A 25,167-nucleotide genomic window follows, 5' to 3' on the forward strand; every position below is an offset into this window, starting at 1 on the left:
CCTTGGGTCGACGTTCACCTCGTCGAAATCCGTTGCGAATGCGGCGTGCACCCCCAACTGCGAGAATCGCGCGGTGACCGACGTCGTGAATTCAGCTGCTGCTTCAGAAGCCTCCCACCTGCGCACCGGATTGGATGCCGAAGATTTACGGGAGGCGATCACTGATCACCTGCGCTACTCGATCGGTCGCCCCGCGGCCGCCCTGCGACCGGACCACTACTACCGGGCGCTCGCGCTCGCGGTACGAGACCGCATGCAGGACAACCGGGTGGCGTCCACGCAGACGTCGCTCGACCTTGGTAGGAAGGTGACCTGCTACCTGTCGGCCGAGTTCCTGATGGGACCGCAGCTGGGCAACAACCTTTTGAACCTGCAGATCGAGGAAGCGGCCCGCGCCGCGCTGGACTCGCTCGGACAAGACCTCGACGAGGTGTTGGCATGTGAACCGGAACCGGGCCTTGGCAATGGCGGCCTCGGTCGGTTGGCCGCGTGCTACCTCGACTCGCTGGCCACCCTCGAGCGCCCCGCCATCGGCTACGGCATCCGCTATGAGTTCGGCATCTTCAAGCAGGAGTTCCGGGACGGTTGGCAGATCGAGCTCACCGACAACTGGCTGGCGAACGGGAACCCGTGGGAGATCGCCAAGCCCGACGTCAACTACCTCGTCAACTGGGGCGGACACACCGAGCAGTACGTCGACGACGCGGGCGCCGTCCGCGTGCGCTGGCTGCCGCGACAGGTGATCAAGGGCGTCGCATACGACACCCCGATCCAGGGGTACGGCGTGCATACCTGCAACGTGCTGACATTGTGGAGCGCGCGCGCCGTCGAGTCGTTTGCGTTGGACGCCTTCAACACTGGCGACTACTACAAGGCCGTCGAGGAGGAGGTCACCTCCGAGACCGTCACCAAGGTGTTGTACCCCAACGACGAGCCGGAGGCGGGCAAGCGGCTGCGCCTGCTGCAGCAGTACTTCTTCGTATCGTGTTCGCTACAACACGTCGTGCACATCATGGACGACCTGGCCGACGCTTCCTTGCACGAACTCCCGCAGCGGTTTGCGTTGCAACTCAACGATACTCACCCGTCGATCGGCGTCGCCGAGCTGATGCGGATCCTCATCGACGAACGTCGACTGGCATGGGACGACGCCTGGGCCATCACCGTGGCGACGTTCGGCTACACCAACCACACGCTGCTCCCAGAGGCTTTGGAGAAGTGGCCGCTCGGGCTGTTCCGGGACTCCCTGCCACGCCACCTCGAGATCATCTACGAGATCAACAACCGCTTCCTCGACGAGGTGCGGGCGCACTTCCCCGGTGACGTCGAGCGGGTGCGCCGCATGTCGCTGATCGGAGAGGACGGCGGCCAGACCGTCCGCATGGCGCATCTCGCTACCGTGGGCAGCCACGCGATCAACGGCGTGGCCGCCCTGCACTCGGATCTGCTGAAGGCCAGCGTGCTCAAGGACTTCTACGAGCTGTGGCCGGAACGCTTCTCCAACAAGACAAACGGCGTCACCCCGCGGCGCTTCCTGGCGCTGTCCAACCCGGGACTGCGCGGACTGCTCGACCGCACGATCGGCGATGGCTGGCTGACCGACCTGGACCGGCTGCGCGGGTTGGAGGCCTACGTCGACGACCCCGACTTCCGCAGGGAGTGGCGAGACGTCAAGCGCGCCAACAAGCGTCGGCTGGCCGACTACCTCCAATCGACGGTTGGCGTGGAGTTGGACCCCACCTGGATGTTCGACATTCAGGTCAAGCGCATCCATGAGTACAAGCGCCAGCACCTGTCCGTGCTGCACATCATTCGGCAGTACCTGCGGTTGAAGATGAACCCTGGCCTCGACCTCGCCCCGCGCGCCTACGTGTTCGGCGGCAAGGCGGCGCCCGGGTACTTCATGGCCAAGCGGATCATCAAGCTCATCAACGCCGTCGGCGAGACGATCAACAACGACCCCGACGTCAACGGGCACATGAAGGTCGTGTTCGTGCCGAACTTCAACGTGCAGAACGCGCATCTCATCTACCCAGCGGCCAATTTGTCCGAGCAGATCTCCACCGCGGGCAAGGAGGCCTCGGGCACGGGAAACATGAAGTTCATGCTCAACGGCGCGCTCACGATCGGCACGTTGGACGGCGCGAACGTCGAGATCCGCGAAGAGGCCGGGCCCGAGAACTTCTTCCTCTTCGGATTGACCGAGTCCGAGGTCGAACAGGTCAAGCGCGACGGCTACCGCCCGTCCGACTACATCGACGGAAACGACGAGTTGAAGGCCGTGCTGGACCTCATCGCCAATGGCCAGTTCTCCCACGGCGACATCGAGGTGTTCAGGCCGCTGGTGGACAACCTGCGACACGACGATCCGTTCCTTGTGGTCGCCGACTACGCGGCGTACGTGGCGTGCCAGGACACCGTTGCCGCAGCGTGGCAGGACAGGGATGCATGGTCGCGGATGTCCATCCTGAACTCCGCCCGCAGCGGCAAGTTCTCGTCGGACCGGGCGATCGCGCAGTACTGCGACGACATCTGGAACGTGGGCCCCGTGACAGTCAAGCTCTGAGGCTCAGAGCTCGCTGATCACCTTCGACGCCAGCAAGTCGAGCGTCTGGTCGGACGCCCGATCGTGGGTGAACAGCACGATCTGACCGAAGCCAAGCGCTTCCCATTGCTTGAGCCGGTCGATGATCTGCGGCGCGGTGCCGACCAGGCCGCCTTCGCGCAGCCCGAAGCCGGGCCCGCCGAACCGCTTCTCGGCGAGTTCGCGGACCTTGGGCAGCGCAGCGTCGTCGGGTGCCAGTGCCAGCACCGCTTCGACCGACAGCACGATGGTCGACGGGTCCCGGCCGATGTCCGCGCAGATGGATCGCAGCACCGTCACCTTGTGTTCCAACTCTCCCAGCGCGTAGGTGGGCACGTTCCACACGTCGGCGTACCGCGCGACCAGCGGCAGCGTGAACTTCTCGCCAACTCCCCCGACGGTGATCGGCGGGCGTGGCCGCTGCACCGGCCCTGGCACGATCGGCATGTCCCGGACGGTGTAGTGCTTGCCGGTGAAGTCGATGGACTCCGTCGCGAAGGCCTGGGTGAGCATTTCCAATGCCTCACCGAGTCGTTCCGAGCGTTCGCGAAACGTCCCCCACGGCAATCCCATACGCAGATGCTCGTCGGATATCGAACCGCTGCCGAGGCCGAGTTCCAGTCGCCCGTCCGAGATCTGGTCGAGCGTGGTCGCCATCTTCGCCAGCACGGCCGGATGACGAAACTGGTTGCACAGCACCATGTGTCCGACGCGAAGGCGCTCAGTCCGACTCAGCAGCGCGGTCGCCAGCGTCCACGCCTCGAGCGACGCGATGTTGGGCATGCCTGGCCCGTACAGGTGGTCGTACAGCCACAACGAGCCGATGCCAAGTTCCTCGCAGCGCTTGGCGCGGTGCAGCACATCGGAGTACGAGAATCCCATTTGCGGCACGTACACGCCGACGTCGAGTCCGGTCACAGCGCTTCGTCTTTCATGGACAGAGGTCTTTCATGAACAGAGCTCCAACCTTCCGTTGGTGACGACGGTGGCGTCGGCACAGGCGGCGTCGAACGCGATGACGCCGTCGCCCGCGCCGTACGCACGGACGGTCAGGTCACCACCCAGGCGGGTCGGCGACGCGAACCGTACTGCGACCCGGCGTACCCGGCCAGGATCACCGACCCCGATGACGTCGAGCAGTCGGTGAGTGCACATCGCCATCGTGCACAGCCCGTGCGCGAACAAGAAGTCGAAGCCGGCCGACCGGGCGACGTCGATGTCGAAGTGATGGGCCGACCAGTCTCCGGACACCTCGGCGTAGCGCCGGGCAGTGTCCTCGGCGACGTGCTGGAGCGCCGTGCCGCGTGGGTTGACGAGTGCCGACTCGGGGAAGCGGTGTTCGGCGGGCATGGCTCCGAGGTCGGCGACGCCATCAAGGCCGAGCAGCACCATCGTCCACCACTGTTCGACGGCCATTCGGCCGTCGGAGCCCACCTGCTCGAAGTGGACCACCACATGCGTGCCCGCGCGCGACGTGCGCACCGCGGACAGTCCCGCCCAGGTATCGAGCGCTTCGCCCGGGCGCAGCGGGCGGTGCAGCACGATGTCGTGTTCGCCGTGCACACCACCGCGCACGCGCTCCCAGATTGCGTCGGGGAGATCCGCCCTGGCCGCTTCCAGGGCGTCAAAGCCCACGATGATGGGGAACACCGCGGGCACGGCCACGCCGGCTCGCACGGCGGGGGTGTGATCGCCCGTCGCGTCCGCATACGCCGCGATGCGCTCGCGATCCAACAATCCGGGGAACGGGCCGTGCCGCCTTGGCTGGACGAGCACCGTCACCGGCTCAGTGGCCGGCGAATCAGCCCTGCTCGGCGGGCAGCGGCTCGCCAGCGGGCGCAGGCGCTGGCGCCCGAATTCCCGCGAGGCTGTCGATGACCGGCCGCTGATCGGGGCAGTAGGTGTCGATCCCGGCGTTGAGGAACTGGTAAGCCTGCTGTTCGGTGGTGGTCTTCGCCAGATTCTTCTTGAGGAATACCGCCGCTTCGCCCGCGTTGGCGTCCAACCCGGTACGCAATCGCTTGCACTGGATCTTGCCGATCCACGCGTTGAAGTCCTTCGGGCCGTAGATGCCGTAGGTATGCAGTTGATTGGCAAAATCGGTGTCTGGGTCGGCGTTTGCCGGCGCCGCCAGGGTGATCGCGGCGGCACCCAGTGTTGCCAATATCACTGGCCTGATCCAGCGCATCGCACTCGTGGCCATAAGGTCATTCACCCCATTCATTCGTCTACGTGATTCACTTGCGACGCAACCCAATTGCTTGAGCACTCTACGTGACGTGCAGGTCTGGCACTCAGTTACGACAAGGTAGGGTCGCCGTGATTAACTTAACTAGGCTAATCTATCAGTTGCATTGGCTAAGCTGCCGATCGAACGAGAAGTGTGAGGTGTCGGGGTGACAAGCCTGCTCAAGAGGGCGTGGATACCACTACTCATCGTAGTAGTTGTTGTCATCGCGGGGTTCTCCGTACAGCGGATTCGTACCTTCTTTGGCGCCGAGGGCATCATCGTCACGCCCAAGAACTTCGCCGACGACCCCGAGCCGTTCAAGCCCAAGGTCGTCAAGTACGAGATATTCGGCGAACCAGGCGCCTATGCGGACATCAACTACCTGGACCTCGACGCGAAACCGCAGCGCATCGACGGTGCCACCTTGCCATGGTCGTTGGTGCTGAGCACCACTGCGCCGGCCGCGTCGCCCAACATCGTCGCGCAGGGCAACGGCAGCAGCATTTCCTGTCGTGTCACGGTCGATGACGTCGTCAAGGACGAGCGGACCTCCAACGGCGTGAACGCCCAGACCTTCTGCCTGGTGAAATCGGCATGAGTGCGCCCCCAACGGACGCCACTACCGAAGCAAACCCGCCTCCAAGGCACTCAGCTCGGCCCTTGATTCCGAGGATGATCCGCACGCTCGCGCTGCCGATCATCCTCGGCTGGATCCTGCTCATCATCGTCGTCAACACGGTGGTGCCCCAGCTCGAAGAAGTCGGCAAGATGCGTTCGGTCTCGATGGCGCCCGACACCGCGCCTTCGGTGATCGCCATGCAGCGCGTCGGGACGACGTTCAAGGAGTTCGACTCCAACAGTTCGGCGATGATCGTGCTGGAAGGCGACAAGCCGCTGGGCGCCGAGGCGCACGCCTTCTACGACCAGATGGTCCAGAAGCTCCAGGCCGACACCAAGCACGTCGAACACGTGCAGGACTTCTGGAGCGACCCACTCACCGCGGCGGGTTCACAGAGCAACGACGGTAAGTCCGCCTACGTCCAGGTCTACCTGCGTGGCAACCAGGGCGAGTCGCTGGCCAACGATTCCGTCGAAGCCGTCCAGGAGATCGTCGCAGGCTTGCACCCGCCCGACGGCATGAAGGCCTACGTCACCGGCCCGGCGGCGCTGACGGCCGACCAGCACATCGCCGGTGACCGAAGCATGCAGTTGATCGAGGGTGTGACGTTCACGGTCATCATCATCATGCTGCTGTTGGTCTACCGATCATTCGTCACGCTGGTGCTGGTGCTGGTGATGGTCGTGCTGGAGTTGGCCGCCGCCCGAGGAGTGGTGGCGTTCCTCGGCTTTCACAACATCATCGGACTCTCGACGTTCGCGACCAACCTCCTTGTCACGCTCGCGATAGCCGCGGCAACGGACTACGCGATCTTCCTGATAGGCCGTTATCAGGAGGCCCGCGGAGCGGGCGAAGATCGAGAGTCCGCCTACTACACCATGTTCGGGGGAACGGCCCACGTCGTGCTTGGGTCCGGGCTGACCATCGCGGGCGCGACGTTCTGCCTGCACTTCACGAACCTGCCGTACTTCCAGTCGCTGGGCATCCCGCTGGCCATCGGCATGGTGATCTGCGTGTTCGCGGCGCTGACGCTCGGCCCGGCGGTCGTGTCGATCGCCAGCAGGTTCGGCAAGACGCTCGAACCCAAGCGGGCCATGAGAGTTCGGGGCTGGCGCAAGGTGGGCGCGGCCGTCACCCGTTGGCCCGGCCCCATTCTCGTCGGCACCATCGCACTGTCGCTCGTCGGACTGTTGACGCTGCCGGGGTACCGAACCAACTACAACGATCGCAACTATCTACCCACCGACCTCCCGGCGAACGAGGGTTACGCGGCGGCCGACCGGCACTTCACCGCCGCCAGGATGAACCCCGAGCTGATGCTCATCGAGAGCGACCACGATCTGCGCAACTCCGCCGACTTCCTGGTGATCGACAAGATCGCCAAGGCCATCTTCAGGGTGCCCGGCATCTCCAGGGTCCAGACGATCACCCGGCCCGAGGGCAAGCCCATCGAGCACACCTCCATCCCCTTCCAGATCAGCATGCAAGGCACCAGCCAGACCATGAATCGGAAGTACATGATGGACCGGATGGCCGACATGCTGGTCCAGGCCAACGACATGCAGAAGAACGTCGACATGATGACGAAGATGTCGGCGCTGACCAAGCAGATGGCCGCCACCACCCACAGCATGGTCCAGAAGATGAAGGGCATGACGGTCGACGTCGCCGAATTGCGCGACAACATCGCCAATTTCGACGACTTCCTCCGGCCGCTCCGCAACTACCTGTACTGGGAACCGCACTGCTACGACGTCCCGATGTGCTGGTCCATCCGATCGATATTCGACACGCTCGACGGCATCGACACGTTGACCGACGACATCCAGAATCTGATGCCGGACATGGAGCGCCTCGACGCGCTGATGCCGCAGCTGGTCGCGCTCATGCCGAAGATGATCGAGACCATGAAGTCCATGAAGCAGATGATGCTGACGCAGTATCAGACGCAGAAGGGCATGCAGGACCAGATGGCGGCGCAGCAGGAGAATGCCAGCGCCATGGGCGAGGCGTTCGACGCCTCGATGAACGACGACTCGTTCTATCTCCCGCCCGAGGTCTTCGACAACGCCGACTTCAAACGCGGCATGAAGAACTTCGTCTCGCCGGACGGCAAGTCGGTCCGGTTCATCATCAGCCACGACGGTGACCCGTTCACCCCTGAGGGCATCCAGCGGATCGACGCCATCAAGCAGGCCGCCAAGGAGGCGGTGAAGGGCACCCCGTTCGAGGGTTCCAAGATCTACCTGGCGGGCACTGCGAGCACGTTCAAGGACATGCAGGACGGGTCGGACTACGACCTGCTGATCGCGGGTATCGCGGCGCTGGCGCTGATTTTCATCATCATGCTGATCATCACCCGCAGCGTGGTGGCCTCCGCGGTCATCGTGGGCACGGTGGTGTTGTCGCTCGGTGCGTCGTTCGGGCTCTCGGTGCTCATCTGGCAGCACCTCGTCGGCACCGAACTGCACTGGATGGTGCTTCCGATGGCGGTCATCATTCTGCTGGCCGTTGGCGCCGACTACAACCTGCTGCTGGTCTCCCGGTTCAAGGAGGAGATCCACGCCGGGCTGAACACCGGCATCATCCGCGCCATGGGTGGAACCGGATCGGTGGTGACATCGGCCGGCCTGGTGTTCGCATTCACCATGATGTCGATGGCGGTCAGCGAACTCACAGTCATCGGACAGGTCGGCACGACCATCGGGTTGGGCCTGCTGTTCGACACGCTAATCGTCCGCTCTTTGATGACGCCGTCGATCGCCGCGCTGATGGGTAAATGGTTCTGGTGGCCGCAGCGTGTGCGGCAACGACCAATCCCCGTGCCGTGGCCGTCGCAAACGGCAAGACAACCGAATACCGAACCGATCCACAGCGCCTGACGAGGAGAAGTTATATGGTTAAGCACATGCGCAATCTGGCCTTCCGCGGCGGTCTTCTGGCTGCCGCCTTCGGTGCGGCGGTGACGACGCTCGCCGGTCCTGCGTCCGCGGACGCGACGGACGACTATCCGATCCCCCACCGGATCATCATCACGACGTGCGACACCGAGCAGTACATGGCGGCCGCGCGTGACACCAGCCCGGTGTACTTCGAGCGGTACATGATCGACCGGAGCAACCGTCCGGCCGACGTCCAGCAACAGGCTGAGGACCGCATCCACTGGTTCTTCTCGCTCGATTCCGTCGCGCGCCGCCAGTACTCAGAGGACACCGCCACCAACGTGTACTACGAAAACGTGGCGACGCACTGGGGCAACTGGGCGAAACTCTTCTTCAACAACAAGGGCGTGGTCGCCAAGGCCACCGACGTCTGCATGAACTACCCGCGCGGCGACATGTCCGTGTGGGACTGGGAAGTCACCCCCTAAAGCTCTTCAACGAAAGATGGCCGCCGAGTACGAACTCGGCGGCCATTTTCGTGTGCGGCTCACCTCGCCGAAAGTACCGTTGTTGCACGTAAACCGCCCGAGTAGCCCTGCAAACAAACGTACATTCGGTGTTTGGGTCAGCCAGGGCACTTTCGTGGCCGGCCACGTGTCCGGCACCGAACCCCTCATTATTTCGGTGCCGAACACGCGCCGCCCCTAGCTCTGCGACCGCCTCCGGCCGAGCATGACGCTCCAGGCGACCGCCCCAAGACTCATCACCGCGAGCGCCCCGGCGACCACCCCGAGATAGATGGACTTGGGGTCCATGCCGGGCCGCGCTTCGTCCGATGCCAGCCGCAGCTGATAGTCACCGGGCAGCGGACCAGTTCCTGGTTCATCCAGACCCGGGAACTGCTGGGTCTTGTGGACCTCGAATTGTCTTTCGCCCGCTGGCGTCTGAGTCCACTCACCCCAGGCCGGCGTCACGCCGTCGAGGAGGACCTTCCGCTCTCCGTACTGTGCGTCGTCACCGACGTCGACGATCCGCTGAACCCGGAACGGCTGGTAGGTCGCCTGGGGGTAGCGCACCTGGACGGGCACGTTGTCGTAGCGCAGCACCGGTGGCGGAGGCGGCGGGAGCGGCGCGCCGTACCCCGGGTAGTAGCCACCGCCGAAGAAGCTGCCGACGGCCACGTTGGTGGCCTGGTTGGCAGCGTTGGCCACGACGGCCGTGAAGCTGTACGCGGCATACTGGGCGACGTCTAGGACCACCCGGGCGAGCGGATTGATGATGACGATCCGCGGCGTGTTCTGGTAGATGTACACGATCCGCACGGGCTGCCGGTACGGGTTGCAGATCACCGGGCGGTAGTAGTCGTCGTAGGACACCCAATGTGGGTCCCACTGCCGCACCCGGTGGTTTCCGTCGTGACGGTCGTCGCCCCGGTCGCGATCGAAGTCGTTGCCCCGATTGCCATCCCGGTTGGCGATATCGAATGGTCCGCCCTTGTCGCGCGGACCGTTTCCATCCCAGCCGTCCCGACTACTGGCCGACGACTTGACCACGCTGGCGAACGCGTCGACATCCACCTTTGCGGCCGGAAGTGGCTTCTCTTCAACGACTTTCGCCGACAAGGCGACCTGGACGTCCTCCGTGGGTGCTTCGAGCGTCTTCGGCGCTTCGGTCTTGATGGCCGGACGTGCCTCCGCTACGGCAGGCGTCGACGGGGCGGCGCTCGTTTCGCCGCCGCTTGGCCGCGACGTGGCCTGGGCCGCGTCGGACTTGTCCTGCTCGGCGGGGGCGGATGGCCCGTCCCCGGCGGCCGACGGCGGTGCGGCCTCGATACTCGGCTCGACACTCGGCGCGACGAGCCCGGGCAACACCGGCGCCGGCGCCTCGGGCGCCGTAGACGCGACGGGTGCGGCCGAGTCCGGAGTCTCCGCAGGCTTGCGGTCTGGCTTGCGCTCGACGGTCGGCTGCTCGGAACTCTCGACGGGTGGAGCGGGCGCAACGCTGGGCGTCACTGAACGTGGCGCCGGGACGGATGCGCTCGACGGCGCGACTGGCGGATCCACCACCACCGGTTTCGGTGCAGGTGCGACGATAGTCGAAGGCGCAGTCGGCTCGGGTGCGGGTTCCTCGGTCTGCGGGGCTGATGGGGCGACCACGACTGGTGGGGCAACCGGCTCCGCGGGTGCTTGGGGTGCAACGGGTATCACAGGTGCGACGACTTCGGACGGCGCAATCGGTGCCGAAGGCGCTTCGCGAGGGGGTGCTTCACGCGCGGGTGCCTCGGCGACCTCTGCCGGTGCCGCGGGGGCCACCACCACAGGCGTCGGAGGCACCACCGGATCGGCCGGTTTGGCGCCGGCAGGAGCCAGTCCGACCGTGAGCGCGGTCAGCGAGCTCACGACCCCCGCTGCCACCACGGCCGCGGCCGCTCTCCGGGGGTTGTTCTTACGCGGTGCACCCATCGTGCATCGACTCCTTCGATCTCTAGGAGCGTGGCGTGTGCTGCCACTGCTGCCGAGCGGAGTCCGCTCCCCCGACGCTGATCCGGGACCAGCTAGTAGTACTTCGCCTTGGTTCGTTTGCTTCTGTACCTTCATCGTCGGCCCACGAAAAGCGTTACAGCGCCCGAAAACATTGACGCGGCCGTCAGCCGAATGGTCACCGGTACACCGAATTCGACAGAGGCGCGCTTAGACTTCACCCGCCAGTTCGATTGGATACGGGTCGAGGAGGGGCGAGTGTCGCGTCACCTTCCGGCCGTCATGATCCTGCTCCTCGTGCTCGCGGGCTGCGGCCAGCAGGCGGCTCCCGAAGCCTCGCCGTCGGCCAGTTCCACGTCGACGGAATCGGCCACCCCAACCCCAAATCCGCCTTCACCCGTCGCCGCACCCCCAACGCAGGGTCCCCGTACCGAGAAGTGGGTGGATCTGCAGGTCGGCGATTGCGTCGCCGAGGTGCCTGCGGTCGACCTCGGCGCGGTGACGGTCGACCTGGTGGACTGCGCCATGCCGCACCGGGCGGAGGTCTATCTGCTCGCGCCGATTGCCGTGAACGCGGCGGTCACCGACGTCGCCAACCACGTGTGCACCGCCGGGGTGGCGGCCTATACGGGACAACCCGCAAGCGCCTTCGCCGTGACGTACCTCATCGATTCGCGGCAGGACCGAACCTCCGACAATCCGCTCCCGAGCACCGTCATCTGCCTGATCCAAGGGGTCGACGAGCGACCCGTGACCGGGTCCGCGCACAAGTAGCCGACGAATGCCAGGTGTGCGGACGGCACACAGGGGGTATGCGACGGCGACGCTGACGCGGGGTCAGTGCGTGCCGCCGACAACGGAGTGATGCAACATGCGACGAGCAGCGGCCGCCATCGCCGCCGTGGTCGCACTGCTGACGGCTATGTCGTGCGCGCCGGCGCATCGGGTGGACCTCGGCGGTTCTGCGGGCAACCTCGTCGCGGCGATCGCAGGCGAACCGGACCAGCTCGATCCCCAGAAGACCAGCGCGTACTTTTCGTTCGAGGTGTTGGAGAACGTCTTCGACACGCTGGTCGAGCCCGACGAGAACTTGGAAATGCGTCCAGCACTCGCCGAGTCGTGGCAGGTATCCCCGGATCAACTCGAGTGGACGTTCCACCTCCGCCGCGGGGTGACATTCCACGACGGATCACCCTTCACCGCTTCCGACGTCGTGTACTCCTATCGCCGCATCATCGACGAGAAGCTCACCAACGCAGACAAATTCAGCGCCATCACCGACATCCGGGCACCCGACCCGGACACCGTCGTCATCCGGGTCAAGCAGCCGACCCCCAATCTGCTGACCAACCTCGGCGGCTTCAAGGGCATGGCAATCGTCCAGCGCGGCAACGTCGAAAGCGGCCAGATCTCCACGCATCCCGTTGGCACGGGTCCATTCTCGTTCGTATCCCAGCGCAGCGGCGACTCGATCACGCTCAAGGCCAACCCCGCGTACTGGGGTGGCGCCCCGAAGGTGCCGGGAGTGACGTTCCAGTTCATCGCCGAACCGTCGACCGCGCTGTCGGCGTTGCAGGCCGGTGAAATCGACTGGACCGACTCCATTCCCCCGCAACGCGTCGCGCAGCTGAAGAACGACGATTCCATTCACCTGGCCGTGACACCGAGCAACGACTACTGGTACCTCGCGCTCAACGAGGCCAAGCCCCCGTGGAATGACGTGCGGGTGCGCCAAGCCATCGCGTACGCCATCGACCGCGACGCCATCGTCCAGGCCACCAGCTACGGCACCGCCGTCGCCAACCAACTCGCCATCCCGACCGGGAACCCCTGGTACACCCGTTACGACGCCTACCGCTACGACATCGACACGGCCAAACGCCGACTCGCCGAGGCTGGGGCCAGGCCCACCACCATGGACATGCTGGTCACCAGCGAGTACCCCGAGACGGTCACCGCGGCTCAGGTGATCGCCGACAACCTTGCGCCCCTTGGCATCACGGTCAAGATTCGCACCGTCGACATGGCCACCTGGCTCGACGAGCAGAACAGCGGCCACTTCGACATGCTCATGATGGGCTGGCTCGGCAACATCGACCCCGATGACTTCTACTACGCCCAGCACCACACCGGAGGCTCGAGCAACGCGCAGAAGTACTCCAACCCCGAGGTCGACCACCTGCTGGAGGCCGGAAGGGTCGAAACCGACCAGCGCGCACGTCACGACGACTACGCCAAGGCGGCCACGCTGATCGCCGATCAGGTCAGCTACCTCTTCCTCTACAACCCCTCGGTAGTCCAGGGGTGGACCCCTGCACTCACCGGCTACCAGGCCCGCCGCGACGGCGCGATCAGGTTCCGCACTGCCAGCCTGGGCGGAGCGGAACGCCAATGAGCATGCCCGCGTTCATGACTCATCCGCTGACCCGCTTCCTGGCCCGGCGGGTCGGCTATTCGCTGGTCGTACTGATCGGGGTGCTGGTTGCGGTGTTCGCGCTGGTACATCTGGTGCCCGGCGATCCGGTCCGCATCGCGCTGGGCACCCGATACAACCCCCAGGCCTACGACGCGCTGCGGTCCGCGAGTGGCCTCGACCGGCCGATCGTCGCGCAGTTCTTCGGCTACGTCGCATCGGCAGCGCGCGGCGATCTCGGCGTCAGCTTCCGCAACGGTGATCCCGTCGCTCAGATTCTGATCGAACGGCTGCCCGCGACGGCGTCCCTGGCCCTGGTGGGCATCGCGATCGCCCTGCTGATAGCGCTGCCCGCGGGAATCTGGTCGGCGCTGCGCGAAGGTCGGATCAGCGACGTAATCGTCCGCGTGACAAGCCAGTTCGGGGTGGCGATACCCGACTTCTGGATGGGCATCCTGCTCATCGCGTTGTTCGCCACGACATTGGGCTGGCTGCCCACCTCGGGCTACCGGCCGTTGCTCTCCGATCCCGCGGGCTGGCTCTCGCACATCGTGCTGCCCGGACTCACCGTCGGGTTGGTGGCGGGCGCCATCCTCACCCGCTATGTTCGTTCGGCGGTACTCGACGTCGCCGCAATGGGTTACGTGCGCACCGCACGATCGAAGGGGCTCTCGCCCGCCGTCGTCACCTTCCGCCACACCGTCCGCAACGCGCTGGTCCCGATCCTGACCATCACGGGAATCCAACTCGCCACCATTCTCGGCGGCGTGATCGTCGTCGAAGTGGTGTTCGCGTGGCCCGGCCTTGGCCGCCTGGTCTACAACGCGGTGGCTGCCAGGGACTACCCGGTCATCCAGGGCGCGGTGCTGCTGATTGCGGTGCTGTTCCTGCTGATCAACCTGATCGTGGACCTGCTGTACGCGGTGATCGATCCGAGGATCCGGCTGTCATGACCACCAGCGAAACGCGGGTCCGCTCTTGGCGATTGCTGCTCGGCAATCCGGTCACGGCGATCAGCGCCGCGGTGCTGGCCGCGGTCGCCGTCATTGCGGTGGCAGCGAATTGGCTGGTGCCCGATGGCATCAATGACGTCGACGTGCCGAGCGCGTTGCAGGGTCCCAGCGGCGCGCACTGGTTCGGCACCGATGAACTCGGCCGCGACGTGCTGTCTCGGGTGTTGGTCGCCGTGCAGGCGTCGTTGGAAGTTGCCGTCGTCAGCGTGGCCTTCGCCCTGGTGGTCGGTGTGACGATCGGTGTCGTCGCCGGATACCGCGGTGGCTGGGTCGACACGGTGTTCATGCGCGTCGTCGACGTCATGTTCGCGTTCCCCGTGCTGCTGCTCGCGTTGGCGATCGTGGCGATCCTCGGGCCGGGCGTGACCACCACCATGCTCGCCATCGGCGTGGTCTACACGCCGATATTCGCGCGCGTGGCGCGGGCCAGCACGCTGTCGGTCCGCGTGGAGCCCTACGTCGCGGTGTCCCGCACGATGGGCACGGGGCACGGGTACATCCTGGCCCGTCACGTGCTGCCCAACATCGCCGGGCCGTTGATCGTGCAGACCTCACTGTCGCTGGCCTTCGCCCTGCTGTCCGAAGCGGCACTGTCGTTCCTGGGCTTGGGAATTCAGCCTCCGCGACCGTCGCTCGGCCGGATGATCTTCGATGCTCAGGGGTTCGTCACGCTCGCCTGGTGGATGGCGGTGTTTCCCGGCGCGGCGATCTTCGTGATCGTGCTGGCGTTCAACCTCTTCGGCGACGGGTTGCGGGACGTGCTTGACCCCAAGCAGCGCACCATGGCCGAAGCCAGGAGGACGCAGTGACGGATCCCGTACTCGCCGTCTCCGACCTTGGCGTCCGGATCGGATCACGCGACATCGTGCGCGGGGTTTCCCTGAGCGTCGAGCGCGAGCAGACCCTCGGCATCGTCGGCGAATCCGGATCCGGCAAGTCGATGACGGTGCTCGGCGCCACCGGACTGCTCGACGCGCCCGGTGCCGTCGTCACCGGTTCCAGCACCCTTGCCGGAGCGGGAGCTGCTGGCCCGACGGAACTCGTCGGCGCAACCCCGCGCACCCTTCGCGGTGTGCACGGTGGCCGCATCGGCTTCGTGTTCCAGGATCCGGGCACGTCGCTCAATCCGCTGCTGACGCTGGAGCGGCAGCTCACTGAATCCCTTGAGGCGCACCGCCGGCTCACGCGTCGCGACGCCCGGGGGCGGGCGCTGGACCTCCTCGATGCCGTTGGCCTGTCGGACCCCGAAACTCGGCTCCGCTCCTACCCCCATCAACTCTCGGGTGGCCAGCGCCAGCGGGTGATGGTGGCGATCGCGCTGGCCTGCGACCCCGAATTGCTGGTCGCCGACGAGCCGACCACGTCCCTAGACGTCACCACGCAGGCCCAGATCATCGACCTCGTGCGTACCCTGCAGCGCGACTTCGGCACCGCGGTGATCTGGATCAGCCACGACCTCGGCGTCATCGGCCAGGTCGCGGACGACGTCACCGTGCTGCGCGAGGGAACCGTGGTCGAGCAGGCCCCGATCCTCGACGTATTCGACCATCCGCGAGCGGATTACACCCGGGAGCTGCTGGCCGCGCGGCCGCTCGTCGGGGTCGCGGGGCCGCCTGCTCCTCCCGAGGATGCGCCCGTGCTGCTGACCGTCGACGGCCTCGACGTCAGTTTCCCGGTCGTCGCACCGAGTGGCCGGACCGTCGTCCACGCCGTCAAGGAGGTGTCCTTCCGCATCCGCCGCGGCACCACCCTGGGCTTGGTCGGCGAGTCCGGCTCTGGCAAGTCGACGGTGGCGGCCGCACTGACCGGGTTGGTCACGCCGGATGCGGGCCGGGTGACGCTCGACGGCACCGACGTCCTTGGGGTCCGAGGCCGGGCCGCGAAGGCGTTGCGGCGCCGCATCGGCCTGGTGTTCCAGGATCCGTTCTCGTCCCTGGACCCCCGCATCCCGGCGGGATCGGCAATCGGCGAACCGCTGATCGTGCATCGGTTGGCCGGGGGCAGGGCGGGGCGCCGGGCACGCATCGCCGAACTGCTGCAATTGGTCGGACTTTCGGACGACTTCGCATCGCGCTACCCACACGAACTGTCCGGCGGCCAACGACAGCGGGTGGCCATCGCGCGGGCGTTGGCGATCGAACCCGAATTGCTGATCCTCGACGAGTCCACTGCGTCGCTCGACGTATCCGTGCAGGCGCGGGTGCTCGACCTGCTGGCGGACTTGCAGCGCGACCTCGGACTGACCTACCTCTTCATTGGTCACGACCTGGCGGTCATACAACGGATGAGCCATGACGTGCTGGTCGTGAAGTCGGGCGAGGCAGTCGAATACCGTCCGGCTGCCGAGCTGTTCGCATCACCTCGGGACGAGTACACCAGGACGCTGCTCGCCGCGGTGCCACCTGCGCAACCACGCGTTCACTGAAGCTGTGACCGGGCCGAAGAACCGCAGGCCAAGGTCACGATTACGCCGCGGTAGCGGTTTTCTGGCATGTCGACGGGCGTCGCGTTCGGCGCGGGAGCGCTAGGGTGCGGTATCCGCATGCCCACGGTTGAGCCTCCAGACCGGCCGCGCGATCGCTCCCTCAGCGATAAGCGCCCCATGGCCGACGCCAAGACAGATGTCTGGTTGCCCGACGCTAGCTTCGACGACGACCTCCCTCAGGTGCTGGTCGACACCGTCACGGAGTTCCTGGGGGCACCTCGGGCACGCGGCTGGATTCACGTCTGTCTGACGGCACTGTTCGTCTTTGCCGGCGCCGCCCTCGTGCCCGTCGCGTGGATCGCCACGTCGCCGAAGGCCGGCTGGGCGACACTGATCTACTCCGCCACCATCGTCGCGATGTTCAGCGTCAGCGCCGTCTATCACCGCGTGCAGTGGCGTTCCCGTACGACCGAGCAATGGATGAAGCGGGCCGACCACTCGATGATCTTCGTGTTCATCGCAGGCAGCTACACCCCGTTCGCGCTCTTGGCGATGCCGGACTCCACCGGTCGGTTGGTGCTCCTGATCGTCTATGCCGGAGCGGCGGCGGGGGTCGCGCTCAAGATGCTGTGGCCGTCGGCCCCGAGGGCGGTCGGCGTGCCGCTGTATCTCCTGCTCGGATATGTGGCGATAGGGTTTGCCCCCACACTGCTCAACGGAGCGGGCGTCGCGGCCGTCGCCATGCTCATCGCCGGTGCGGTGCTGTACAACGTCGGCGCAATCCTCTACGGGTTCCGCTGGCCGAATCCCTGGCCGCGGACGTTCGGCTATCACGAGTTCTTCCATGCCTTTACCGCCGCCGCAGCGATCTGCCACTACATCGCGATCTGGCTGGTCATCGCGTAACCGCGCTGTTGTTTCGCCGCACTGCGTGATTCGCCGCACCCTGTCGCGGCGTTGATCTACGTTGGCCAGATGAAGCGCACGGCCCTAGCTTTGGCGACCGCGATGACGTTGCTTGCGACGCTCATCGGAGGTTGTAGTCGGCCAAGCGCGCCGACAGCCTCTGAACCCGGTGCCGGTGACGCGGCGTTCCGGCAACTCGCAGGGGAGATTCTCGGCGAGTACTACCAACGAAACCCGACCACGGCGACCGACCTCGGCATCCACACCTACGACGACAAGCTCGAGGACTACTCGGCCGCCGCGGTGCAAGCGAACGTCGCGGCCGCCAAGGGCTTCCGCACCCGACTCGACGCAATCGACCCGGCACGACTCACCCCCGATGCGAAGCTCGACCGCGAGTTCCTCCAGCACATCATGGACGGCTCCGTGTTGCGTGACGACGTCGTACGCGGATGGACCAAGGACCCGGATCTCTACAGCAGCGGAATCACCAATACCGCCTACGTGATGATCAAGCGCAACTTCGCGCCGCCAGAGCAACGGCTCAAGTCGCTTGTCGCGCGCCTGAAGTCGATGCCGAACGTCTTGGCCGATGCGCGCAGGAACCTCGTCGACCCACCCAAGGTCTACACCGAGATCGCCATCGAGCAGGTCGACGGCAACCGCGATTTCTTCACCACATCGGTTGCCGAGGCGTTCCGCGAAGTGACCGACGCCGCCCTTCTCGCCGACTTCCGAACGGCCAACGCGGCAGTCGTCGCGGCCCTCGACGAGTACAAGCGGTGGCTGCAGAACGACCTGCTTCCGAAGTCGAACGGCTCGTTCGCGTACGGCGCGGACACCTACCAAAAGGTGCTTGCCGCCGACGAATTGGTGACCACCCCGCTTCCGGAACTGTTGGCGATCGCCCAAGCGGACCTCGAGCGCAATCGGCGGGCGTTCGTCGAGACCGCGCGCAAGGTCGACCCGTCGAAATCGCCGGAGCAGGTGATGGCCGACATGGCGAAGGATCATCCGCCAGCCGATCAACTCCTGTCCAAGACGCAGGGCGAGCTCGATGCGCTGGCGGTGTTCATCAAGGACCGGCGAATCGTCACCGTTCCGCCGGCTCCACCTGCTCGGGTAAAGGAGACCCCACCGTTCTTGGCGGCGACGACATCGGCGTCGATGGACATCCCAGGTCCCTTCGAAAAGGTGGCTACCGAGGCGTACTTCAACATGACGCTGCCCGACCCGAGTTGGCCGAAGGAGGAGCAGGACGACTTCATGACCCAGTGGTACTTTCCCGCCATCTCCAACGTGTCGGTGCATGAAGTGTGGCCGGGCCACTACCTACAGTTCCTGTACGCCAAGGACTATCCATCCGACGTGCGCAAGGTCTTCGGCGCCGCAAGCAATTCCGAAGGCTGGGCACACTATTCCGAACAGATGATGATCGACGAGGGCTTTCACTCCGATGATCCGCGCTATCGGTTGGCGCAACTCCAGGACGCCCTGCTCCGCGACGTCCGTTTCGTCGTCGGCATCAAGATGCATACGCAAGGCATGACGGTGGCGCAGGCCAAGGACATGTTCGCGCACGACAGCTACCAGCCCGACGCCGTTGCGGAGTCGGAGGCCAAGCGCGGGACGGCCGACGCCACCTACGGCTACTACACGATGGGCAAGCTGATGATCTTGAAGCTGCGGGATGACTACAGAAGCAAGGTCGGCGACGCGTACACGCTGGAGGGCTTCCACGACGCGTTCGTCAAGATGGGGCCACTGCCGCTTCCGCTCATCCGCAAGGCCATGCTCGGAGCCACCGGCAACCTTTTCTAGGTGCCCGAGCGGGCGCTGACGGCGCGAGGGACGGGCCCGTTCAGCGGTACGCTCTGGTAAGAATATGAGCCGGACTAAGAATTGAGCCGGACACAGCGACGCAGGGAGGAGCTCGGTCGAAGGTGCCCGACCCGCACGTTGCTCCGACCACTGACCCCGAGGCCGCCGCCAGCCCGGCCAAGCACACCGGCTTGGCCAAGTGGATACGTCGGTTGGCGATCCCGATCATTCTCGGCTGGCTCGCCGTCGTCGTCGTCCTGAACGTCACGGTGCCGCAACTGCAGGTCGTCGGCCAGATGCGTTCGGTATCGATGAGCCCCGACGAGGCGCCTTCGGTGATCGCGATGAAGCGCGTCGGCACGGACTTCCAAGAGTTCAAGTCCGACAGCGCGGTGATGATCGTGCTGGAGGGCGAGCAGCGCCTCGGCCCAGATGCGCACCGCTACTACAACGAACTGATCGCCAAACTCGAAGCCGACACCAAGTACGTCGAGCACGTGCAGGACTTCTGGGGCGACCCGCTCACCGAGGCCGGTGCGCAGAGCGACGACGGCAAGGCCGCATACGTTCAGGTCTACCTCGCGGGCAATCAGGGTGAGGCCCTGGCCAACGAATCGGTCGAGGCGGTGCAAAAGGTCGTCAAGGGCCTCAGTCCGCCGCCTCGCATCAAGGTCTTCGTGACCGGAGGTTCCGCGCTGGCCGCCGATCAGCAACAGGCCGGCGACCGAAGCGTGCAGATCATCGAGTTCGCCACGATGGCCGTGATCATCTCCATGCTGCTGTTCGTCTATCGCTCCATCATCACGGTGCTGCTCACGCTGTTCATGGTCGTCATCGGGCTGTCGGCTGCCCGCGGCGTGGTGGCGTTCCTCGGATACCACGAACTGATCGGCCTTTCGACGTTCGCCACCCAGTTGTTGGTGACGCTCGGGATAGCGGCCGCCACCGACTATGCGATCTTCCTCATCGGGCGCTACCAGGAGGCACGCACGCTCGGCGAGGACCGGGAGACGGCCTACTACACGATGTTTCGCGGCACCGCGCACGTGGTGCTCGGCTCGGGCATGACGATCGCGGGCGCGACGTTCTGCCTGTCCTTCGCCCGGCTCCCCTATTTCCAGACGCTCGGGGTGCCGCTCTCGGTCGGCATGGCCGTGACGGTGTTCGTCGCGCTGACCCTGGGGCCCGCGCTGATCACCGTCGTCACCCGTTTCGGCAAGATTTTGGAACCCAGGCGCGCCATGCGCATTCGCGGGTGGCGCAAGATCGGCGCCGGGATCGTGCGGTGGCCCGGTCCGGTGCTGTTGGCGACCATTGCCGTCGCGCTGATCGGGCTGCTGACGCTGCCGGGCTACAAGCCCAACTACAACGACCGCAACTACCTGCCACAGGACCTACCCGCCCAACAGGGCTTCGCGGCGGCCGAACGGCACTTCTCAGCGGCACGGCTCAACCCCGAACTGCTGCTCATCGAAAGCGACCACGACCTACGCAATTCGGCCGACTTCTTGGTGATCGACAAGATCGCCAAGGCCGTCTTCGCGGTGCCCGGCATCGGAAGCGTTCAGGCGATCACCCGCCCGAACGGCAAGCCGATCAAGTTCAGCACCATCCCCGCTCAGATGAGCCTCGGCAACACCAGCCAGGACCTGAACCGCAAGTACAACGAAAACATGATGGCCGACATGCTCAAGCAGGCCGACGACATGCAGACCACCATCGACACGATGACGAAGATGTCGGCGTTGATGGGCCAGATGACGGCCACCACCCACTCGATGGTTGCCAAGTTCAAGGACACCGTCGTCGACATCGCCGTATTACGGGACAACATCGCCGATTTCGACGACTTCCTCCGGCCGTTGCGTAACTACCTGTACTGGGAGCCGCACTGCTACGACATTCCGGTGTGTTGGTCGATCCGTTCGGTGTTCGACACGCTCGACGGTGTCGACACCACCACTGACGACGTTCAAGAGCTGCTCCCGGACCTGCTGCAACTCGATGCCTTGCTTCCGCAGTTGCAGGAGCTACTGCCGCCGCAGATCGAGACGATGAAGTCGATGAAGCAGATGATGCTCACGCAGTACGCCACGCAGAAGGGGCAGCAGGATCAGCAGGCCGCGGCGTCGGAGAACTCCAGCGCCATGGGTGACGCGTTCAACGACTCCATGAACGGCGACACGTTCTACCTGCCGCCCGAGATCTTCGAGAATGCCGACTTCAAACGTGGCATGAAGAGCTTCATCTCACCGGACGGTCATGCGGTCCGGTTCATCATCAGCCATGAGGGCGATCCGCTCTCCGCAGACGGCATCAACCGTATCGACGCCATCAAGCAGGCCGCCGCCCAAGCCGTAAAGGGCACGCCCCTAGAGGGATCCACGATCTACGTCGGCGGAACCGCGTCCGTCTACAAAGACATGGAGGACGGCAACAACTACGACCTGATCATCGCCGGCATCTCCGCGCTGACGCTCATCTTCATCATCATGCTGCTGATCACCCGCAGCGTCGTCGCGGCAGCCGTCATCGTGGGCACCGTCGTGTTGTCACTCGGCGCGTCCTTCGGGCTGTCGGTGCTGGTGTGGCAACACATCCTCGGCATCCCCGTTCACTTCATGGTGATGGCCATGGCCGTCATCATCCTGTTGGCCGTCGGCGCGGACTACAACCTGCTGTTGGTGGCACGTCTCAAGGAGGAGCTTCCGGCGGGCGTCAACACCGCCATCATCCGGGCGATGGGCGGCACCGGGTCGGTGGTGACCGCCGCAGGTCTGGTGTTCGCGTTCACGATGATGGCGATGGTGGTCAGCGAGATGACCGTGGTCGCTCAGATCGGCAGCACCATCGGGCTCGGACTGCTGTTCGACACGTTGGTCATTCGCGCTTTCATGACGCCATCGATCGCGGCGTTGCTGGGCCGTTGGTTCTGGTGGCCGCAGGTGGTCCGCACCCGCCCGGTGCCCGTTCCGTGGCCGGCCGCTGCTCCTCACGCTCCTGCTGAGCGATCGACTAGCGCCCCTTCCTAGTTCGCGAGTCCTACACCAGAGCTGTGAAGCGAGCCGCCAAGCGACCATGGTGTAGATCTCGCGAAGCTCAGCGGACCGATCGCGCCATGTGCAGGGCGGCCGCGTGGCTGAACAGCAACGAGGCCCCGATCGGATTCCCGCCGCCTGGATAGGTCGTGCCGGACACGGCCGCCATGGTGTTACCCGCGGCGTAGAGCCCGGGGATCGGCGTCGCGGCAGCGTCGAGCACGCGACCGTCGACGTCGGTGCGCAGGCCGCCCTTGGTGCCGAGGTCCGAAACCCCAAAGGCCGCTGCGCGATACGGCGGGGTGTCGATCGGCACCAGCGGCGAGGCTCCGCCTGCGAATGCGCGGTCGAAGGGCTCGGCCCCGCGACCGAAGTCCTCGTCCCGGCCCCGCTCGGCAAGCTCGTTGAATCGGCGCACGGTGTCCTCGAGGTTGTCGGCGGGCACGCCGATCCGTTGTGCGAGGTCGGCCAACGTTTCGGCCTCCTGCCACAATTCGGCGGCCCGATACTCGCTGGTCGGTGAGAACGAGACGTTGGTCGCCATGACGGGTGGCTGCTCACCGGCCCTACTGTCGTAGACCATCCAGAACGGCGACCCGACCGTCCCTTCGTCCATGGCGCGAAGGATGTCGCGGCCCGCCCTGTCGTAGGCGGCCGATTCGTTGACGAACCGCTGGCCGTTCCGGTCCACGAAGATGCCGCCGGTGAAGCACAGCGCGAAGGCGGCCCGGCCATCGGGATGGATCAGTCCCGGCGACCACCAGGCCTGGTCCATCAGATCGGTGCTCGCTCCCGCCGCCATACCCGCGCGATGTGCAAGCCCCATACTGCCTGGTGCCCCCATGGTGTCGGATGCCGTTCCAGGAACACCGTATTCGGCTCTCATCTCGACATTCTGTTCGAAGCCACCCGCGGCCAGTAGGACTCCGTGCCGCGCCCGAATCACCCGCCGCTCACCGTCGTGTTCCACCACGCCGCCGATGACGCGGCCGTCGGCGACGATCAATTCGACGAGCCTGGTGTTCAGGTAAGCCGCGACGGCGGGATTGTCGGCCATCGCGGCGAGGAACCGGCCGACGAGCGCCCGTCCGCCGGTGAGCAAGTCCGGCTTCGGCGCGCCGAGCCGTTCGTGGTCCAGCGGTCCGCGAATCAAGCCCTGAAATCGTCCGAGTCGACTGTCCGGCAATGCCTTCGAGACGATGTGGCGCATGCCGTCGGATCGTGCGCCTGGGGCCGCGCCGTAGTAGTCCGGCCACGGCAGAATCTTGAAGGCAAAGCGCTCGTCACGTTCCACGTATTCGATGAACGCCGCGCCGCCGCGCACGTACGCCTCTTGGAGCTCGACCGGGGTGCGGTCGCCCACCACGGCGTGGAAGTACTCCCACGCCGTCTCGATGGTGTCGTCGCAACCTGCACGGACGAGTACCGGGTTGCACGGGAACCACATTCCGCCACCACCGGAGTATGCGGTGGTGCCGCCGAACTGGTCGGTGGCCTCCACCAGCGCAACCGAAAGTCCTTCGCGCGCAGCGGTGTAAGCGCCCGCCACTCCCCCGCCCGACCCGACGACCAGGACGTCGACCGTCTCGTCGAGCGACTTCACAGGTGCCTCGAGCGGTTGACGAACCGCTCCTCGCGCGGCGAGAAGAGCCACCCGCCACCGGCTTTCGTACCACCGTCGACCGGGATGTTGTGGCCCGTGACGAACGCGGACTGGTCGGAGGCGAGGAACAGCGCGACCCGCGCTTGGTCCTCGGGCCAGCCGACTCGCCCCACCGGCGCCCAGGACGCCCACAAGTCGGCGACGTCCTCATAGCCGGTCAGGTAGTCGACCTGCGGGGTCTGAGCCAGGTCGGTGCCGATGCCGTTGACGCGGATCCCGTGGCGGCCAAGGTCAACGGCGAGGCACGTGGTGAAGTGCGCGGCGGCCGCCTTCATGGCGCCGTACACCGGATCCTTCGGATATCCACGCATACCCTCCACCGAGTGCACGGTGACGATGTTGCCACGCCCCGCATCGATCATCGACGGCACGAACGCTCTGGTGACCGCGAAGACGTGCCGAAGGTTGACGTCGTACATCTGCTGCCACGAATCCGGCGTGGACTGATCGAACGGCACCAGCGGCCGGTAGTCGCCGACGTTGTTCACCAGCACGTCGACCCGGCCGTGTTCGCTGAGCACCACATCGGCAAGTCGGGCCACGTCGTCGTCGACGGTGACGTCGACGACGTGACTGCGGATGGCTCCGCCCGCGTCGGTCACCTCGTCGCGGATTCGATTCGCACGATCCGGATCGACCTCGGCGACCTCGACGAGCGCTCCGTGCCTGGCGAATAGCCGCGCGATGCCTGCGCCGATGCCGTCGCCACCCCCGGTGACGACTGCCACCCTGCCGTCGAGTAGCCGATTCCAGTCGTCGATGCGTGGGACTGACGGTCCGGCTACGTCACCAGTCATAGCGTCGGACCCTACGCGCTCGGCGAGGCTCAACGCGTGAGTTCGGCGACGATGGTTGCCGACCAACCGTCCACGCCCGACATCTGCGATCCGAACCGGTCTCGGCCCCACGTCGAGCCGATTGCGTTGAGCTCCAAACGGTTCCAGTCGGTGTCGCGGGCGCGCTCACGGGCCGCTTGAGGTACGCACCACAAGCGTTGCCAACTCTTTCCGGCGAACTCGCCGACCCTGCCCATGTGTGAATTGAATTCCTCCGACCTCGATCACCGCAACCGATTTTCGGTCGGGATGCGGAC

General features: G+C 65.5%; 19 protein-coding genes. 12 read left to right on the forward strand and 7 right to left on the reverse strand.

The window, feature by feature from the left end; genetic code table 11:
- Positions 1 to 85 precede the first annotated feature (85 nt).
- Positions 86 to 2,566 carry a glycogen/starch/alpha-glucan phosphorylase gene (locus SLQ30_RS11725; protein WP_319446516.1) on the forward strand — a complete coding sequence of 827 codons (2,481 nt, stop codon included), beginning with the start codon at positions 86 to 88 and terminating at the stop codon, positions 2,564 to 2,566.
- A 3-nt stretch (positions 2,567 to 2,569) separates the two neighbouring features.
- Here the strand turns inward: SLQ30_RS11725 and SLQ30_RS11730 are convergent, their stop codons facing one another.
- The 3 genes from SLQ30_RS11730 to SLQ30_RS11740 all read right to left on the reverse strand — a co-directional run bounded on the left by SLQ30_RS11730 (position 2,570) and on the right by SLQ30_RS11740 (position 4,772).
- Positions 2,570 to 3,466, reverse strand: a complete 897-nt coding sequence (locus SLQ30_RS11730; protein ID WP_413468010.1) for an LLM class flavin-dependent oxidoreductase — start codon at positions 3,464 to 3,466, stop codon at positions 2,570 to 2,572.
- A 66-nt stretch (positions 3,467 to 3,532) separates the two neighbouring features.
- Positions 3,533 to 4,366, reverse strand: a complete 834-nt coding sequence (locus tag SLQ30_RS11735) for a MaoC/PaaZ C-terminal domain-containing protein (protein ID WP_319446435.1) — start codon at positions 4,364 to 4,366, stop codon at positions 3,533 to 3,535.
- A 19-nt stretch (positions 4,367 to 4,385) separates the two neighbouring features.
- Positions 4,386 to 4,772 (reverse strand): DUF732 domain-containing protein, encoded by a 387-nt coding sequence (locus tag SLQ30_RS11740; RefSeq protein ID WP_413468011.1) that lies wholly within the window; start codon positions 4,770 to 4,772, stop codon positions 4,386 to 4,388.
- A gap of 208 nt (positions 4,773 to 4,980) precedes the next feature.
- On the opposite strand from SLQ30_RS11740, the gene SLQ30_RS11745 reads away from it, so the two are divergent.
- From SLQ30_RS11745 to SLQ30_RS11755, 3 genes are read left to right on the forward strand one after another with little or no spacing between them, the layout of a single operon-like run.
- A complete protein-coding gene (locus SLQ30_RS11745; protein WP_319446436.1) occupies positions 4,981 to 5,412 on the forward strand; it encodes an MmpS family protein in 432 nt (143 codons plus the stop codon).
- Positions 5,409 to 8,315, forward strand: coding sequence for an MMPL family transporter (locus tag SLQ30_RS11750; RefSeq protein WP_319446437.1), 2,907 nt, complete (start codon positions 5,409 to 5,411; stop codon positions 8,313 to 8,315). Before SLQ30_RS11745 ends, SLQ30_RS11750 begins: the two co-directional genes overlap by 4 nt.
- Positions 8,316 to 8,329: 14 nt before the next feature.
- The gene (locus SLQ30_RS11755) at positions 8,330 to 8,803 is read left to right on the forward strand and encodes a DUF5078 domain-containing protein (protein WP_413467998.1); all 474 of its coding nucleotides are present in this window, start codon (positions 8,330 to 8,332) and stop codon (positions 8,801 to 8,803) included.
- A gap of 216 nt (positions 8,804 to 9,019) precedes the next feature.
- On the opposite strand, the gene SLQ30_RS11760 is transcribed toward SLQ30_RS11755, so the two are convergent.
- Positions 9,020 to 10,777, reverse strand: a complete 1,758-nt coding sequence (locus SLQ30_RS11760; RefSeq protein ID WP_319446438.1) for a hypothetical protein — start codon at positions 10,775 to 10,777, stop codon at positions 9,020 to 9,022.
- Positions 10,778 to 11,077: 300 nt separating this feature from the next.
- Between SLQ30_RS11760 and SLQ30_RS11765 the strand changes: the two genes are divergently transcribed.
- From SLQ30_RS11765 to SLQ30_RS11800, 8 genes are all read left to right on the forward strand, one after another.
- On the forward strand, positions 11,078 to 11,569 hold the full coding sequence (locus SLQ30_RS11765) for a hypothetical protein (RefSeq protein ID WP_413468012.1): 492 nt from the start codon (positions 11,078 to 11,080) through the stop codon (positions 11,567 to 11,569).
- A gap of 97 nt (positions 11,570 to 11,666) precedes the next feature.
- On the forward strand, positions 11,667 to 13,190 hold the full coding sequence (locus SLQ30_RS11770) for an ABC transporter substrate-binding protein (RefSeq protein WP_319446440.1): 1,524 nt from the start codon (positions 11,667 to 11,669) through the stop codon (positions 13,188 to 13,190).
- A gap of 2 nt (positions 13,191 to 13,192) precedes the next feature.
- Positions 13,193 to 14,161 carry an ABC transporter permease gene (locus SLQ30_RS11775; RefSeq protein WP_319446519.1) on the forward strand — a complete coding sequence of 323 codons (969 nt, stop codon included), beginning with the start codon at positions 13,193 to 13,195 and terminating at the stop codon, positions 14,159 to 14,161.
- Positions 14,158 to 15,030 (forward strand): ABC transporter permease, encoded by an 873-nt coding sequence (locus tag SLQ30_RS11780; protein ID WP_319446441.1) that lies wholly within the window; start codon positions 14,158 to 14,160, stop codon positions 15,028 to 15,030. The genes SLQ30_RS11775 and SLQ30_RS11780 overlap by 4 nt, the downstream gene beginning before the upstream one ends.
- On the forward strand, positions 15,027 to 16,646 hold the full coding sequence (locus SLQ30_RS11785) for an ABC transporter ATP-binding protein (protein WP_319446442.1): 1,620 nt from the start codon (positions 15,027 to 15,029) through the stop codon (positions 16,644 to 16,646). The genes SLQ30_RS11780 and SLQ30_RS11785 overlap by 4 nt, the downstream gene beginning before the upstream one ends.
- Before the next feature lie 177 nt (positions 16,647 to 16,823).
- Positions 16,824 to 17,552 carry a PAQR family membrane homeostasis protein TrhA gene (trhA, locus tag SLQ30_RS11790; protein ID WP_319446443.1) on the forward strand — a complete coding sequence of 243 codons (729 nt, stop codon included), beginning with the start codon at positions 16,824 to 16,826 and terminating at the stop codon, positions 17,550 to 17,552.
- A gap of 69 nt (positions 17,553 to 17,621) precedes the next feature.
- Positions 17,622 to 19,373: a DUF885 domain-containing protein gene (locus tag SLQ30_RS11795; protein WP_319446444.1), complete on the forward strand. Its 1,752-nt coding sequence runs from the start codon at positions 17,622 to 17,624 to the stop codon at positions 19,371 to 19,373.
- A gap of 122 nt (positions 19,374 to 19,495) precedes the next feature.
- The gene (locus SLQ30_RS11800) at positions 19,496 to 22,405 is read left to right on the forward strand and encodes an RND family transporter (protein ID WP_413467999.1); all 2,910 of its coding nucleotides are present in this window, start codon (positions 19,496 to 19,498) and stop codon (positions 22,403 to 22,405) included.
- Positions 22,406 to 22,472: 67 nt separating this feature from the next.
- Here the strand turns inward: SLQ30_RS11800 and SLQ30_RS11805 are convergent, their stop codons facing one another.
- The 3 genes from SLQ30_RS11805 to SLQ30_RS11815 are packed head-to-tail and all read right to left on the reverse strand — an operon-like array spanning position 22,473 to position 25,107.
- Positions 22,473 to 24,014, reverse strand: a complete 1,542-nt coding sequence (locus tag SLQ30_RS11805) for an FAD-binding protein (protein WP_319446445.1) — start codon at positions 24,012 to 24,014, stop codon at positions 22,473 to 22,475.
- Positions 24,011 to 24,871, reverse strand: a complete 861-nt coding sequence (locus SLQ30_RS11810) for an SDR family oxidoreductase (protein WP_319446446.1) — start codon at positions 24,869 to 24,871, stop codon at positions 24,011 to 24,013. The genes SLQ30_RS11805 and SLQ30_RS11810 overlap by 4 nt, the downstream gene beginning before the upstream one ends.
- Before the next feature lie 29 nt (positions 24,872 to 24,900).
- Positions 24,901 to 25,107 carry a hypothetical protein gene (locus SLQ30_RS11815; protein ID WP_319446447.1) on the reverse strand — a complete coding sequence of 69 codons (207 nt, stop codon included), beginning with the start codon at positions 25,105 to 25,107 and terminating at the stop codon, positions 24,901 to 24,903.
- Positions 25,108 to 25,167: the final 60 nt, after the last annotated feature.

This window comes from Mycobacterium sp. RTGN4 (assembly GCF_033804635.1).
GTDB lineage: Bacteria > Actinomycetota > Actinomycetes > Mycobacteriales > Mycobacteriaceae > Mycobacterium.